The organism is Rhizobium sp. Leaf453 (genome assembly GCF_001425605.1).
In the GTDB taxonomy this organism is placed as follows: Bacteria; Pseudomonadota; Alphaproteobacteria; order Rhizobiales; family Rhizobiaceae; genus Pararhizobium.
The window spans coordinates 418,924-433,445 of record NZ_LMRG01000001.1 but is presented as its reverse complement, the minus strand read 5'-3'; the positions used below and the strand labels follow the sequence as shown (position 1 = coordinate 433,445).

The window sequence follows — 14,522 nt, the reverse complement described above, 5'->3', positions numbered from 1 at the left end:
GAGGAGCACAATCATGAATTGGGACATTATCGAAGGCAAGTGGACCGAATATCGCGGCAAGGCCCAGACCCAGTGGGGCAAGCTGACCGATGACGATCTCGATGTCATCAACGGCCGCCGCAAGGAACTGGCCGGCCGCATCCAGGTCCGTTACGGCGTCGAAAAGGATGAGGCCGAGCGGCAGATCGACGAGTGGTCCTCCCGCCACTGATCCATGCGGGTAAAATCACTTGCAGGCTAAAAATCAGACGGCACGCGGATGTTCATCCGCGTGCCGTTTTGCGTCCGGGTAACTCGCGGCGGAAAATTCGGGGAACAAAACCGGGCTGTTTTCGTTCTCCGAATGTCATTTTGGCGGCGAGCCATAGGCCCCGCAAACAACTCCACTTCCATGAAGCATGAAGGAGCACACGATGATCCGCACTCTTTTGGCGACGACGGCCCTCGCGACATTCCTGGTATCAGGCGCTCTGGCTCAGGATGCTGCCAACCGGTCCGCGCCAGCGACAGCCGAAACCCCCAACACGCAACAGGGGCCGAACGGTTATTTTTCCGCGGCTCCAGAGCAGATCCTCGCAAGTTCGGTCCTCGGCAAGACCGTCTACACGGGCTCCGATGAACAGGGCGAGGCGATCGGTGATGTCAATGACGTTGTGATCAATGCCGATGGTGGTGCCGAAGCGCTGGTTGTCGGCGTCGGCGGCTTTCTCGGTCTTGGCGAAAAGGATGTGGCCGTCGGCTTCGACCGGGTTTCCTGGTCGGACCGTGACGGCCAGCGCATCATCGTGGTCACCGCCACCAAGGAGGAACTGCAGGCCGCACCGGAATTCGAACGCGGTGCGATGATGGAGGGCACTGCAGCAACGCTGCCCGAGGATGAAAGTGCTAATGCCGGCTCAGCCAAACCACCTGTGCTGGCAGACGAGACAGCGCAATCCACGCAGCCGGATCAGCCGACACTCGGTACCACACCGCAAATGACGGATCCGGATGCAGTGATGCCACTCGATACCAACACGACGGCATCAACCGACCCGGAAATGAAGCTGGTCGACCCGGCTTCGATATCGATCGATAAACTCATCGGCACAGACGTGAAGGTTGCGGATGACACGAAGGTCGGCGAGATCGGCGACGTCATCCGGACCACGGACGGCAAGGTGGAAGCGTATATCATTGATGTCGGCGGCTTCCTCGGCATTGGCCAGAAGCCGGTGGCAATGAGTGCAGAGAGTGTCCAGGTCATGGCGGACGCCGACGGCATCATGACGATTTACTCGCCGTTCACCCGCGAGCAACTCGAAAGCCAGGTCGCCTATGATGAGACGGCGTACAAGGCCAATCCCGAGGGAGTGTTGCTGCGCGCATCCGCGAATTGATGAAATATTTGAGGCTGGCATCGGAAAGAATACCAGCCTTTTCATTCCGGAATTTTCGAGGTTCAGACAATAAAAATGGCGGCCGGGTGGCCGCCATTTTCGTTTCAGCTGATCATGAAATTCTACTTGTCGCCATCGCGTTCTGACGCGTCGAGCTTGCCGAGAAGATCTGCGAAATGTCCTTCTGTCTTCGGCATGTCGTCCTTGAAGTACAGATCGCGCAGGGTCTTGCCGATATGCAAGTTCTTGTCCCGCGCCCGGATGGGTTGGCGGACTGCGGCTGCGGCCGACTTCCAGATATTCGATGTCGATACGGTCATTTTACTATCTCGCATGATGTATATGCCTTCACAACGTCACCTGCGCCGGTAATGTTCCGTGAATTGCGTGGCTTAACCGTGTCAAATTGGGGCAATTTTCCCCGTCATGGTTAAGGAAAGGTGTAGATTTGCCTTGGCGTGGCGCGCTGTGGAACGGCCGGAACAAAACTACTCCTAATACGTTTATGGCAAGACGAACAAACCAAGGAGAATTCACCATGCTGTACTATGCTCTCGTCTTCCTCGTCGTTGCCATTATTGCCGGTGTCCTGGGCTTCGGCGGCATCGCTGGCGCTTCCGCCGGTATCGCGCAGATCCTGTTCTTCCTGTTCCTGGCTTTCCTCGTCATCTCGCTGGTGGCTGGCCTGATGCGCAGAACCTGATCCCATCTCGGGTGATGCGAACAAAAAGGAGCGATGCGAAAGCACCGCTCCTTTTTCTTTGGGTTGATTTTCGGGACTGAGGCGACCTGTCGCGGTCCTCGCCTTGCCGAAGGACCACGGCTTGGCTATTCATGGCCGAAGCATTTCGCAATCGCACAATTGGAGCCATCAGCAGCATGAAGTCGCTGGAACTCATCGTCGAACGGATCATCCTGTCGAGCCGCTGGCTCCTGGTGGTTTTCTATCTAGGGCTTGTTGCCGCGCTCGGCCTCTATGCAGTCTCCTTCGTCTACAAATTCTACAAGGTCGCGATCATGGTCTTCGTGTTCGACGAATCCGACATGATTCTCGCGATGCTGGGACTGATCGATGCGGCGCTCGTCGCCAGCCTGATCGTCATGGTGATGATTTCGGGCTACGAGAATTTCGTCAGCCGCTTCGACGAGGCGGATGCGGAGGTCTCTTTCCTTGGAAAGCTCGATTCCGGCAGCTTGAAGATCAAGGTCGCCTCGTCGATCGTGGCGATCTCGTCCATTCACCTGTTGCAGATTTTCCTGAACACGCAGCAATATACCAATGACCAGCTGATGTGGGCGACGATCATCCATATCGCCTTCGTTGTATCGGCCCTGATGCTCGGCTTCCTTGAGCAGATCATGGCGAAGCTGAAGAAATAGATGTCGGCGAAGCCGGGATTGGAGAACGGGGCATGAAGACAGACGTCGTTGTTTTGGGGGCAGGCATTGTCGGCCTGTCGACAGCCATCCATCTGGCGCGGCGCGGCAAGTCCGTCGTCCTGCTCGACCGCCGCGGCGCCGGCGAGGAAACGTCCTACGGCAATGCCGGCCTGATCCAGCGCGAAGGCGTTTTCCCCTATGGTTTTCCGCACGATTTCGGCGCGCTCTTCCGCTATGCACTGAATAATACGATCGACGCGCACTACCATTTCCGGGCGCTGCCGGGTCTCGTGCCCTTCCTCATTCGCTACTGGTGGAATTCCGGTTTTACCCAGCACCAGAACATCGCCTCCATGTATGCTCCGCTGATCGAAAACTCGATTGCCGAGCACAGTGACCTGATCAACGCATCCGGGGCCGGCGATCTCATCCGCAAGGATGGCTGGATGAAGGTATTCCGTACGGAAGCCGCCCGTGATGCCGCCTACAAGGATGCCGAAAAGCTTTCATCGACATTCGGGGTTAGCCACCAGAAGCTATCGACCAGCGAATTGAAGACCATGGAACCGTCGATCAAGGCGGATCTCACCGGCGGCCTGCGCTGGACCGATCCGTGGTCGATTCTCGATCCCCATAGTCTGAACAAGGCCTATCTCATCTATTTCCAGTCGCTCGGCGGCAGGCTCGTTTCGGGCGATGCGGCTACTCTGGAGCATGTGCTTGAGGGTGCCGGCTGGCGTGTCGCAACGCCTGAAGGTCCGCTGGAAGCCAAGGAAGTCGTCGTAGCACTCGGTCCCTGGGCCGATACGGTCACCCGAAAGCTCGGCTATCGCTTCCCGCTCGCCGTCAAGCGTGGCTACCACATGCATTACGGCATGCAGGAGGGCGCGGAGCTCAACAACTGGGTGCTGGACGCGGAAAAGGGCTATTTCCTCGCACCGATGCTGCGCGGAGTACGCCTAACGACGGGGGCCGAATTCGCCAATCGCGATGCACCGAAGACCCCTGTTCAGCTAACCCGCGCCGAGCGTGTCGCCCGGGAGTTCTTCCCGCTGGCCGAGCGGCGCGATGACGAGCCGTGGATGGGCGCGCGCCCGTGCACGCCGGACATGATGCCGATCATCGGTAAGGCACCGCGCCACGAAGGCCTGTGGTTTGCCTTCGGCCATGCGCATCACGGCATGACACTCGGCCCGGTCACCGGAAGAGCGCTGGCCGAGAGAATGACCGGCGAAAAGACGGTGATCGATATCAAGCCCTATCGTCCGGACCGTTTCGTCGCCTGATTTGCGGCGATCTGTAAAAAAGTTTCTGTCCCGCGGAACAAACCTCGCGTTCGGCCGTTCAGCGGTTTGGCTGAAAACGAGGGTTCGGTCTGTCGCGCCATGCGCGGCCCGTGAAAATGACTGCCGAACACACGGCAGCGGGAGCAGATATTTCATGCAGAAGCAGGTTGTCGAGTTCAACGGCGAGGCCGTTGGCGCGCTGGTGCCGGAGGGCGAGCGGTTCCGGTTTATTGCGGTCAAGTTCAACGTCTGGGCTCTGGATGGGCGAGCGTTTTCCGCGCCGCTGGAAGCGCGGCGTGCCGTGATTGCATTGCTGTCGAGGGAGCCGGGGCAGACCATGCCATCGGCGAGTTTCTGGGTTCCCGGCGAGGATGATCCGTCCGAAAGCCAGTTCAAGTGGAACGAGACCTCCACAGTTCCGCCGGCCGCTGTCTGATCAGATCGGCCTCATTCGATTCAAGGATCGGTATAGCCCGATGCGCGAATATCGAGGGTGTGGGCCGACGGATTCTCCTTGAACAGCAGGGTTCCGGTTGCGCTCGACTTGTCCGGTACATAGTCGAAGGTGACTTCTCTTATTTCGATCGTAGTATCGCCGTCGGTTAGCGTTCCGGTGACTGGAACGCCAGCCGCGGTCCTCGTGCCCCGGTTTTCCACGACAAACGATACCTGATGGCCGCCGGCGACCTCCCGCTGGCCGGTGATGCGGACGGTGAGATCAGGCTTTCCGCCTGATACTGTTGCGCCTTCGTATCCGATCCAGCCAATCATGCTGACAACGAGAACCGTGCATAGAAGCCCTGTTACCCATTCCACCCAATGAGCATCGCGCGACACTGTACGGCTTCTGCTTGTGCCATCACCCTCTTGAGCCATCACGCCATCCTCACAGGATCAGCCGCGCGGCCGCCGCGCCGATCGCGCCGGGAAAGGCGAGAACGATCATGGCCATCATTGCGGGCGTGAAGGAGCCGCCATCGAGCCGTCCGAAACTCCAGAGGGCGTAGAGGCTGATCAGCAACGCAATCACGTAACCCGGCAAGGTGAAGCGGATCAGCGCATGCCAACGCGGTGTGTCGTCGGCCAGTTCGTGGCCACCCTTGAACGAGACAGCATAGACGAAGGCGTGCATGATCGCGATCGAGAGAAGGATGGTCGCGAGCGCATGCCAGGGTGTCATCTTGTAGGAAATGAGGATCATCTCCTCCGTCGGTGCCATATTGAGGTTGAGGAAAAGAGCGCCGACCGCCATCATGAAAAGCTCGCTGCCATAACCGGCCTGCGGATCGTCGTCGGCATCATCATCTCCGCTGCCAAGTTCGCTGCGCCCGAGCAATGCGCCGATGCTGGCGGGAACCGCCTGTACCGCGATCTTTCCGGTTATCTCCTGCAGCGGCATGTCTGACATCAGAAGCTTGAACAGCAGGAGAATCACTGCGCTGGTGACGATGCCAATGCCATAGGCGATCATCGCGTCGCGGGCGCTCTCGCGGAGCGAAAACGTTTCTTCGAAGCCGATTCTGTGGGAAATGCCGATCAACAGCGGAATAGCCAGAACAAGCAGGAGAGCGAGGCGCCAGCGATCCATGGTGAAACCGAGTGCCCACATTTCCATCGTCATCTGCATGGGCAGGGCAAAGAGAAGTGCGCCAGCGAACCCTCGCCCAAGGCCGACCAGAAACCGCGCCGGCGTCACTGCTCTTTCGTCAGACTCCCAAGGGCCGGCTGTCTCCATCCGTCGCCTCGTTACTCATCCCAGTCCGCGGGAATGCCTTCATCGACACCGCTTGTCGTCAGGCCATTGCGAATCTTGATGACGCCGGGAACTGCGTAGATCATCGCTTCGATCCTTCCGCGCTCGTGTGATGTGTCGACGGTACCGCTCAGCCAGACGGCCCCGCGGCGTACGGTGAGGTCAACGCCGGCTGTCTCGATCTCGCTGTCTTCAAGCGCAGTGGAAATCCTGTCTTCCAACGCGTCGTCGTTGACATCCGCCTCGGTGTCGTCGCCAAACAGGTCAGGGCCATTGGCACTTTCGATGACGGTATCGCTGCTTCGCTCGAAACCCGGATTGCCTGCTTCGTCGAAATTCTCGGCGGATTGTCCATAGGACCCGTTGCCGATCCTCGTCTGCCGTCCCGGCGTGCCATCGGCGTAGGGCCAGCCCTCGTTCACATCGCGATCCTCATAATCGCGATAATCCTCTTCCCGCCCCGTGGTTTTGGTGGTCCTGTCGATCATGGATCTGTCCTCGATGTTTGGATTGGAGAAGAAACGGATGGCCGTGCATTTGGTTCATTTGGAAACCATCGTGCCGGGACGAATTTACGGAATAAAAAAGGTGGAACTGCTGGCGCGGCTCCACCTCTTCGTCTGTCCGTACCGGCGGTTAGTTGGCCGGAGCGGTCTCATTGGTCTGCGGAGCCATGCCGTTGGTCTGGGGCTGCTGGTCAGCACCCGTGGCAGGGGTCTGCGTATCAGGAGTTGCCGGCGTGGCGTTCGGTGTCGCCGAGGTGTCCGGCGTAGCGGTGCCCGGTGTCGCGCTATTATCGGCCGGCGGGGTAGAATTGTCAGCCGGAGCGGTCGTCGACTGGTCGGTCGTGGCCGGCGGGGTTGCAGTATCCGTCGGCTGATCGCTCGACATTTCTGCCGGCAGCCAGACGAGCAGGGCCAGAACCAGGCCTGCAAGAAGAACAATCAACACAGGCCAGGTCGAGCGGGACGAACGCACTTCGACCTCCTCGGGCCGACGCTGGTTCAGGAGGGGATCATTCACCGGCTGAGATGTCACCGGATCGATACGCTGGCCAACCGTGTCGGCAGGCCATGCCGTCGGATTGACGGGGCGGTCACTGGGGTCAAAACGTTGATTCATGGCGTTCACATCCTTTCGAGAAATGGTGCCTGTGCCATCAAACGTTGAAGGCAACTGAGCCCTAAACGCCTTGGTAAGGCGAAGGTTCCTTGAAAAGCTGTCGCTACCGTGAGCGGTTTAAGAGGAAGGTAGCTCAGCGATCTCCCCATTGCGCCAGCAATCGCGGGCTGGTCATGTCGCCGGACTCTTCATCGACCTCGACGGCATAGGCTGCAACGCCGGCAAAACGACTGGCCATGGCACCCGCGATCTTCTCGGCGCTGACGGCATTGGAAGCCTGTCGCATCTCGCCCGGTACCAGATTTCCACGAACCTTGCGGTAGGGAAGGACAATGAATTTCTCGGCCATGATCGGCGCCTTTCAGAATCTCGGGCAGTGGGATTGCTTTTGCTGGTACGCCGGTGAATGGACAGAGCGGCGTATTGTGTGCTGCCTGCTGTAACATCGATTGCACAATCGCGTACTGGCAATCCGCAGAAGTCAGTGTTTCTTGAAGCAAGCGTCAGTTGCGCGAAGAAAAGGGCGTCGTTCGCGGCGGCAGCGCGACGACATCGAAATGTTCAGGCGGCAGCTTGGCCTTGGCCCGCTCCACCATCGTCTCGTAGGCGCTTTCCAGATGGCGGCAGAAGCGTTCGGCGTCGAAAAGCGGTGCGGTCAATCTCTGCTGGCCGATCACCTGTTTCAGGCGTGTGACTTCGGCCGGATTTTCCGCCAAGGTAACGGCCATGTCCACGAAAGCGTTTGCATCGGACCCCACCAGCCCTGGCATGCCCAACGCTGTGAGCAGGCTTTCGGAGACTCGCGAGGCGAAATTGTTGCCCTTGAACGTCACCACGGGAAGCCCGGCCCAGAGCTTGTCCGATGTTGTCGTATGGCCATTGTAGGGGAAGGTATCGAGCCCGATGTCTGCGGCCTGCAGCCTTGCGATATGGGCCTCATACGGGGCAGATTGCGCAAAGATGATCCGGTTTGGGTCGATGCCGCGTTCTTCGAACGCCGCAAGAAAATTGCTGCGGGCAAGCGGGCCGTCGATCATCACCCAGAGGACGGTGCAGCCAACTCGTCGGAGGATTTCGGCCCAGTGGTCGATAACCTCGAGCGAAATCTTTCGGGGTGCATTGAAGGCGGCAAGAACGATGTTTTCTTCGGGCAGTCCGAGGGACTGGCGGTGCGCCGCCGGCGGCAGGGCGCGATGGACGGGGTCATTCGGCTGGTAGCTCTCCGGCAGGCGGCAGAATTTCTCGTGATAGAAGGGCTTTGAGCTGTTGGGTAGAACGATCCGGTCGCCGATGACGAAGTCGCAGTCGATATTCGTGCCGCTGCCGGGAAAGCCGAGCCAGGCAACCTGGACCGGCGCCGGCATCTGGTTGAGAATGTTTGAGCGCGATCCGCCCGTATGCCCCTTGAGATCCACCAGGACATCGATGCCTTGCCGGCGGATGATCTCGGCGGCTTCAGCGTCGGTCTTGCCGAGGATCGGGACGATGCGCCCCCACCGTGCACGGTTGTCTTGATCGCCCGCCGTGTGGTGATCCTGCGTGTAGCAGAACAGGGTGACGTCGAAACGATCGCGGTCATGCGCCTCCAGCACGCTTTGCAGCAGCCGCATGGTGGCATGCGCGCTGAAGAAATCGTTGGAGAGGTAGCCAAGCCGGATTTTCGCTCCCCAGGCATGCGGTCGCGTCCGCCTTTGCCGGCTGGCCGCAGGCGAGGGAGGCGCCGTCAGGCCCGGATTGTTCGTTGCATGCCGGTTCAACCGTTCGTCACCGCAGCGCAGGAGATTGGAATAGGCGGTTTCCCCCTCCAGTGCGGAGAGGTCCCCTGCCTTCAGCTGCACGGCCAGCGCCTTTTCGAGTACCTCGATCGCCTTGAAGTCGCAGAAGTCGCGGGCGACCGACATGAACTTGAACTGCGTAAAGGGATCATCCGGATAAAGCGCCGCCAGCTTGCCGAAGACCGTCAGCGCTAGCGGGTTGCGTTCCTCTTCATTCAGGATTTCGCCCGCAAGCTTCAGGTGATCGGTGTCATTACTGGTGCAAAGCGTTTCCTTGACCAGATCGATGAGGGAGTGATCGCCGCTGCGCCGGAAGGAGCGGGTCAGCGCATAAGCGAGTTCCTTATCCTGTGGTAGGCTGTCGAGAAGTCGGATGCCGAGCAATTGTGCCCGGTCGTCATCACCAGCCTCAACGTAAAGAACAACGGCCCGCTTGCGCAGTAAGGGCGCCCCAAGACTATCCGCGCCATCCGCGGCCTGTTCGAAAATCTGCGCCGCCTCCGCGGGAAGGCCGAGCTTGACCAGTGTTTCGCCGAGGAGTGTCCGGGCGGCCGGATCCATGGCATCGCCGAGCATCGGCGTGAGGATCGTCAAGGCTTCGATGTAATCGCCTCGTTCGAAATCGGCGCGCGCCGCCGCCAGTGCTTGCCCGTCATCCATATGCGCTATTCCAAAAGACGCCCTGTCGGGCAAAGCAGGCACGCTAGAATGCACTCCTTGTGCGAGGCGGGTCTTGGAATCAGATGGGAGCGTGCTTGATGAAACAGGACGGCCACGTTCTTTCGTGGCAGCGAGAGAGACGTCAATCTGCTCGCCCGACCCTATTCTAAAGTTAATAGCAGTCGCGTCCGATCCTTGCGGATGTCGTCCGTTTCGCAGATTTTGCGGACAATTGATATGGGGATGATGTCAAATTGTCCGGGTTCGAAACGGGAAATACGTGGACGCGTCTGTTCACATCTCGACGGATCTCGCCATCAGGCATTTAACAGTGTTGCCCACCCATGCTATCCGGGACGTTCCATATGAAAGGATCACTGCGAATGTTCGAGGCAAAAGCGATATCCGGAACGGACAAACCCGCGTTCTACCGTGAACTCGGCGCTCAGTTGAGTGCCTTGCTGTCGGGCGAAAGCGATCCGATAGCCAACGCCGCCAATACTTCGGCGCTGATCTTCCAGATGATGCCGGACCTCAACTGGGCCGGGTTCTATTTCCTGCACAGCGAGGACGAACTGCTGCTGGGACCATTCCAGGGGAAGCCTGCCTGCGTGCGCATTGCCGTCGGCCGTGGCGTCTGCGGAACAGCCGTTGAACGTGGTGAATCCGTGCTGGTCGAGGATGTCCATGCTTTTCCGGGCCACATCGCCTGCGATGCCGCCTCCCGCTCGGAACTGGTCGTGCCGCTGCTGAGCGATGGAGGAGGTGTTTTCGGTGTCATTGATCTCGATAGCCCGCTGCCGGGCCGCTTCGATGGGGATGACCGGGACGGGATCGAGGCTTTGGCGGCAATCTATGTCGCCGCCACGTCCTGGAACGATTGATCGTCATTTGCCTTAAGGGGCAGAGCGCTTGGTCGGCGAGGGCACGCCGACGCGGATCGCCTTCGAGAAATCCGGCGACAGACCATCCGCTTTCGCCCGTTCGGCGATGTGCGCTTTCTCGCGCAATTCGGCAAGCGGCACGGATGTGTCGACGGCTTCGTGTTCATAAGCGTAGTCGGGAAGGTAGCCGTTGACGATCAGGCGCCAGTCGAACGGGATGCGACCACCGACCGCCCGCATCATCTTGACGACGGTGGTCGTACAATTGGTTGTCAGCGAATTATAGAATTCCGGCGTTTGCGCCAGCTTGTTGGCATCCGTGACATATTCCATCAGCAGTGTTCGCGCGGCCTGCGGAGATGCGCGCAGCCGGTAGATCTGCACGTCCTCCCCGCGCACGTTCGAACGAACGCCGACGACATCGCGTTCGTCCGCGGCAACGATGACCAGCGGGTTGGTCTTGAACAGGTCGGCAATAGGCGAGAAGGAGCCGCCGACCTTGCGGCGAACCTCGACAGACCAGGCAAGCTGGTCCCCGCCTTCGAAGCCGAAGCTGAGAATGAAATGGGCCATCTCCGGTCCCGCCCAATAGGACATGAACAGATCGATCCCTTCGATCTTGGTGAGATCATAGGTGCGCGTGTCCCATCGTTCGGTGAAATCGGTATTGCTCCGCCACGCGAAATTACGCACACCGGTTAGCGTCAGGACGTCGCCATCAACCGTGCCGGTCACCTGCCTGACGACATCCGGCGCCCAGTTTGCATCTCTTTCGGGTTCGATCGTGCTCCACCAGATGCAGACCAGTGCGAAGGCGACGGCATAGGCGGCAAACGCCTTCGACCGGTGACGTCCGAACAGTATGATCAGGGTGACGAGACCGAGAAGGCCGAACAGCGCGGCCCCGATCCCTCGGGGTATATCCGCCGCCGGCAGGCGATACCATAGCGCAAGACAGGCCCAGATGGAGGTCACGACCACCATCAGAATGAGCGCGGCGACAATGATGGTACGCGGGATGAAGCGCAAACCGGCCCCCTGAGACAACTGCAACCATGAAGGATGCCTTTATTCAGTATCTGCTCCTCAACCCGCTTTCAAGCGGTGTAAACACAGAGAAAGATTTAGGTCACGATACAGGCAAGGGTTGAGAAAACAGGCGGCGTTGGCCCTAGGTCCAACTATACATCCGCTTCTGAGGTCGCGAGAATACCGCGACACGAAATGGGTTGATTGAGCCGTTTTGGCATCTCCGAGCCAGTAGCACGTCAGCCGGCAGGTTCTCTGCGCATGTGGCAGGGCATCTCGGTCAAAAGGGGATTGAACATGTCTCGGATCTTTGGATCGCGCTTAGCCGCAGGCCTCGGACTGATGCTGGTCTTCGGGATATCGACGATTGGACCGGCGCATCTTTCGCCTGCTTTCGCGCAACAGACTGCGGCGGCCGACCCGGCGACTGGCGCCGAAGAATCGACCGATCCTCTGACCGACGATGAACTTGAGGTTCTTGTTGCACGCATCGCGCTCTATCCGGATGAACTCGTTGCGCTGGTGACGTCGGCGTCCCTCTATCCCCTGCAGATCATCGAGGCGCAGCGCTATCTGGACCAGTTGAAGAAGGACCCGAAGCTGAAACCCAAGTCGACCTGGGATGGCAGTATCGTCTCGCTTCTGAACTACCCGCAGATCGTCAAGATGATGAGTGATGATCTCGACTGGACGCAATCGCTTGGTGAGGCGCTGACGAACCAGCAGAAGGATGTGCTGATCGCAATCCAGCAATTGCGTGACAAGGCTGTCGCCGATGGCATCATCAAGACCGACGACAAGATCAAGGTGATCCACGAGAACGACAACGTCCTCATCCAGCCCGTCAGCTCCGAAACAGTCTATGTGCCGCAATATGCGCCGCAGATGCTCTATGAGCCGGGCTATGCGCCCGCGCCGATCGATTATTATGATGAACCCTATCCGAGCTACTACCTGCCGACCGCGACATTCTTTGCCGGTGCGGTGACCGGGGCTATCTGGGCGTCCGCCGTCGACTGGGACGATTGGGGGGTCTGGGGCGGCCGCTGGGGCGGCGATGTCGATATCGATTGCAACAATTGTTTCAATGATCGAGATTTCAACGGTAAATTGAATATCGGCGATGTCGATTGGAAGAACGTCGACCGCAGCAAGATCAATTTCGACAGGAACCAGTTCAACCGGATCGACCATCACGATTTCAAGAACAACATCAAGGCTGACGGTCGAAACAGTTTCAAGGCCAAAGCCAACACGATCAACAAGGATCGCGTTAGCAACATCCGCAACAAGCCCGGCAATATCTCGGTCAAGGACGTCCGCAACAGCAAGATCGATTCGGACAGGATCAATCGGGACAGAGCCAAGGCAGCAACTCGCAACAAACCCGGCCAAGGTCAGGCGGCGGCAGCGGCGGCAAACAGGAAGCAGGGTCAGGTCAACCGGCCGGCAAATGCGAAGCCGAAAGCGAAGGGCAGTGTGAAGGCCAACAGGCCGGCCGCCAAGAAGAAACCGGCCGCCAGGGTCGACAATCGCTCCAGGAAGCCGTCAGCGCTCGGGAAGGTCGATCATGGGCGGCGGACGCAGATGCAGTCCAATCGCGGCAGGCAATCGGTGGGTGGCGGCAATCGCGGTGGCGGACGCCAGATGCACCGTGGTGGCGGCGGTGGACGCCAGATTCATCGGGGCGGCGGACGGCGTCGGTAACTCTCGGCAACAAGGAAGACAGTCATGACACTCTCCGTCAAAAAATTGCTTCTGAGTTCGGTGTTCTCCGTTCTGTTGCTGGGCGCGACAACCGGAGTTGTAACCGCCGAGGAGCCCACCGAGGAAACCGTGATCGCCGGTTACGCGTCCGAGACCGATCCGCCCGTGTTCGACACGCCGGAACAGGCCGTCGATGCTTTGAAAGCAGCACTGGCGGCGGATGATTTTGACAAGCTCGCGACATTGATGGGTCTTGACCCTGCCAAGACGAAATTGGCCGAAGGGGTGATGGACACCTATGCGGATATTCGTGACGGCGTGAAGACAAAGCTTGTCGTGCGCGACGTCGAGGGCCGCAAGCTGCTCGATATCGGCGACCAGCTCTGGACGTTGCCGTTCCCCATCGTGAAAGGTGACGATGGAAAATGGGCCTTCGATACATATGCGGGGTTTGAGGAAATCCTGAACCGGCGCATCGGCGAGAACGAACTGCAGACGATCGATACCGTGCGCGCCTATGTGGATGCGCAAAAGGAATATGCCTCGGCGGACCATGACGACGACGGCGTCATGGAATATGCCCAGAAGTTGATAAGCAGCGATGGCAAGACCGATGGCCTCTACTGGCCTTCGGATTTGGGCGCCGGCGATAGCCCGGCGGGCGATGCTTTCGAAATGGATGAGGTCCTCACAAAGGCGAAGGCGGGGGCCGGTTATTTCGGATACCGCTACCGTATCCTGACTGCGCAGGGCGAGAACATTGCCGGGGGCAAGTTCGATTACATCATCAATGGCAACATGATCGCCGGCTTCGGTCTGATCGCCTGGCCCATTCGATATGGCCAAACCGGGGTGAAGACCTTCTCGGTCAACGCCAATGGCACGGTCTACGAAGCGGATCTCGGGAATGACACCGAAAAGATCGCCGCCGGCATCAAGACGTTTAACCCGGATGACAACTGGGAAGTTACGCCGGAGTGAGGAAAGCTGGCCTCAGTTGGTCGGGTCGCCGCCTTGATTGGTCTTGTCGTGTCACCTGATCAGGGGCATCTCCGGGTATCGCGTGCGTCGCCGGATAGCCGTTATTCAGCTGTGATCGGCCGCGCAAAGATCGTGATTGGCAAGCGCCCGGATGACGTAACAATCCCTGACCTGATTGCCATGGCAATGGCTGGTGATGCGCTCGAGCTCTGTTTCGAGCTTGCGTAGCTTGGCAATCTTGCGGCGCACCTCGGCCAATTGCGTTTCGGCGATCTTGTCGGCATCCGCGCAGGGATGGTCGGGATGCTCGCTGAGGTCGATCAGTTCGCGGATCGCTTCAATGGTCAGCCCGAGATCACGGGCGTGGCGGATGAAGGACAGTCGCTCCTGTTCCCTTGACGAATAACGCCGCTGGTTGCCGTCCGATCGCTCGGCATGGGAGAGCAGCCCCATCTGCTCGTAATATCGGATCGTCGGAATCTTGACGCCTGTCGAGCGGGAGAGATCACCAATGGTCAGCATGCTGCAACTCCGTATCTGTTTGTCTAAAGTGATCTTCCCCCGTT

At 59.1% G+C, this 14,522-nt stretch carries 18 protein-coding genes; 9 read left to right on the top strand and 9 right to left on the bottom strand.

Annotation, left to right across the window (positions count from 1 at the left end):
* Positions 1–13: 13 nt before the first annotated feature.
* Together ASG68_RS02130 and ASG68_RS02125 are read left to right on the top strand one after the other, a co-directional pair.
* The gene (locus ASG68_RS02130; RefSeq protein WP_062583548.1) at positions 14–211 is read left to right on the top strand and encodes a CsbD family protein; all 198 of its coding nucleotides are present in this window, start codon (positions 14–16) and stop codon (positions 209–211) included.
* Positions 212–413: 202 nt separating this feature from the next.
* Entirely contained in the window at positions 414–1,379 is a 966-nt protein-coding gene (locus tag ASG68_RS02125) for a PRC-barrel domain-containing protein (RefSeq protein ID WP_062609113.1), read from the top strand.
* 122 nt (positions 1,380–1,501) lie between these two features.
* Here ASG68_RS02125 and ASG68_RS02120 read toward each other — a convergent pair whose 3' ends face one another.
* Positions 1,502–1,699 carry a hypothetical protein gene (locus ASG68_RS02120; protein ID WP_062583550.1) on the bottom strand — a complete coding sequence of 66 codons (198 nt, stop codon included), beginning with the start codon at positions 1,697–1,699 and terminating at the stop codon, positions 1,502–1,504.
* 218 nt (positions 1,700–1,917) lie between these two features.
* Between ASG68_RS02120 and ASG68_RS30195 the strand changes: the two genes are divergently transcribed.
* The 4 genes from ASG68_RS30195 to ASG68_RS31795 all read left to right on the top strand — a co-directional run bounded on the left by ASG68_RS30195 (position 1,918) and on the right by ASG68_RS31795 (position 4,481).
* On the top strand, positions 1,918–2,082 hold the full coding sequence (locus ASG68_RS30195) for a DUF1328 domain-containing protein (protein WP_037105882.1): 165 nt from the start codon (positions 1,918–1,920) through the stop codon (positions 2,080–2,082).
* Positions 2,083–2,258: 176 nt separating this feature from the next.
* Positions 2,259–2,759 (top strand): TIGR00645 family protein, encoded by a 501-nt coding sequence (locus ASG68_RS02115; RefSeq protein WP_082478346.1) that lies wholly within the window; start codon positions 2,259–2,261, stop codon positions 2,757–2,759.
* Positions 2,760–2,791: 32 nt separating this feature from the next.
* Entirely contained in the window at positions 2,792–4,045 is a 1,254-nt protein-coding gene (locus ASG68_RS02110) for an NAD(P)/FAD-dependent oxidoreductase (protein ID WP_062583551.1), read from the top strand.
* 154 nt (positions 4,046–4,199) lie between these two features.
* Positions 4,200–4,481 carry a hypothetical protein gene (locus tag ASG68_RS31795; protein WP_082478257.1) on the top strand — a complete coding sequence of 94 codons (282 nt, stop codon included), beginning with the start codon at positions 4,200–4,202 and terminating at the stop codon, positions 4,479–4,481.
* A gap of 20 nt (positions 4,482–4,501) precedes the next feature.
* Here the strand turns inward: ASG68_RS31795 and ASG68_RS02100 are convergent, their stop codons facing one another.
* The 6 genes from ASG68_RS02100 to ASG68_RS02075 all read right to left on the bottom strand — a co-directional run bounded on the left by ASG68_RS02100 (position 4,502) and on the right by ASG68_RS02075 (position 9,355).
* Positions 4,502–4,921 (bottom strand): TIGR02588 family protein, encoded by a 420-nt coding sequence (locus ASG68_RS02100; RefSeq protein ID WP_082553954.1) that lies wholly within the window; start codon positions 4,919–4,921, stop codon positions 4,502–4,504.
* Positions 4,922–4,931: 10 nt separating this feature from the next.
* Complete coding sequence (locus ASG68_RS02095) at positions 4,932–5,780, bottom strand: TIGR02587 family membrane protein (RefSeq protein ID WP_062583553.1); 849 nt, start codon at positions 5,778–5,780, stop codon at positions 4,932–4,934.
* A gap of 11 nt (positions 5,781–5,791) precedes the next feature.
* A complete protein-coding gene (locus ASG68_RS02090; RefSeq protein WP_062583554.1) occupies positions 5,792–6,286 on the bottom strand; it encodes a BON domain-containing protein in 495 nt (164 codons plus the stop codon).
* Positions 6,287–6,434: 148 nt separating this feature from the next.
* Positions 6,435–6,920 carry a hypothetical protein gene (locus tag ASG68_RS02085; protein ID WP_062583555.1) on the bottom strand — a complete coding sequence of 162 codons (486 nt, stop codon included), beginning with the start codon at positions 6,918–6,920 and terminating at the stop codon, positions 6,435–6,437.
* A gap of 133 nt (positions 6,921–7,053) precedes the next feature.
* Positions 7,054–7,269: a hypothetical protein gene (locus tag ASG68_RS02080; RefSeq protein WP_062583556.1), complete on the bottom strand. Its 216-nt coding sequence runs from the start codon at positions 7,267–7,269 to the stop codon at positions 7,054–7,056.
* Positions 7,270–7,423: 154 nt separating this feature from the next.
* Positions 7,424–9,355, bottom strand: coding sequence for a hypothetical protein (locus ASG68_RS02075; protein WP_062583557.1), 1,932 nt, complete (start codon positions 9,353–9,355; stop codon positions 7,424–7,426).
* A gap of 383 nt (positions 9,356–9,738) precedes the next feature.
* Between ASG68_RS02075 and ASG68_RS02070 the strand changes: the two genes are divergently transcribed.
* Positions 9,739–10,239 carry a GAF domain-containing protein gene (locus ASG68_RS02070; protein WP_062583558.1) on the top strand — a complete coding sequence of 167 codons (501 nt, stop codon included), beginning with the start codon at positions 9,739–9,741 and terminating at the stop codon, positions 10,237–10,239.
* A gap of 12 nt (positions 10,240–10,251) precedes the next feature.
* Here ASG68_RS02070 and ASG68_RS02065 read toward each other — a convergent pair whose 3' ends face one another.
* Positions 10,252–11,223, bottom strand: coding sequence for a DUF4105 domain-containing protein (locus ASG68_RS02065; protein ID WP_062583712.1), 972 nt, complete (start codon positions 11,221–11,223; stop codon positions 10,252–10,254).
* 342 nt (positions 11,224–11,565) lie between these two features.
* On the opposite strand from ASG68_RS02065, the gene ASG68_RS02060 reads away from it, so the two are divergent.
* Both ASG68_RS02060 and ASG68_RS02055 read left to right on the top strand, forming a co-directional pair.
* On the top strand, positions 11,566–12,975 hold the full coding sequence (locus tag ASG68_RS02060; RefSeq protein WP_062583559.1) for a DUF3300 domain-containing protein: 1,410 nt from the start codon (positions 11,566–11,568) through the stop codon (positions 12,973–12,975).
* Positions 12,976–12,999: 24 nt separating this feature from the next.
* A complete protein-coding gene (locus ASG68_RS02055) occupies positions 13,000–13,956 on the top strand; it encodes a DUF2950 family protein (RefSeq protein WP_062583560.1) in 957 nt (318 codons plus the stop codon).
* Between the two features lie 105 nt (positions 13,957–14,061).
* On the opposite strand, the gene ASG68_RS02050 is transcribed toward ASG68_RS02055, so the two are convergent.
* On the bottom strand, positions 14,062–14,478 hold the full coding sequence (locus tag ASG68_RS02050) for a MerR family transcriptional regulator (protein ID WP_062583561.1): 417 nt from the start codon (positions 14,476–14,478) through the stop codon (positions 14,062–14,064).
* Positions 14,479–14,522: the final 44 nt, after the last annotated feature.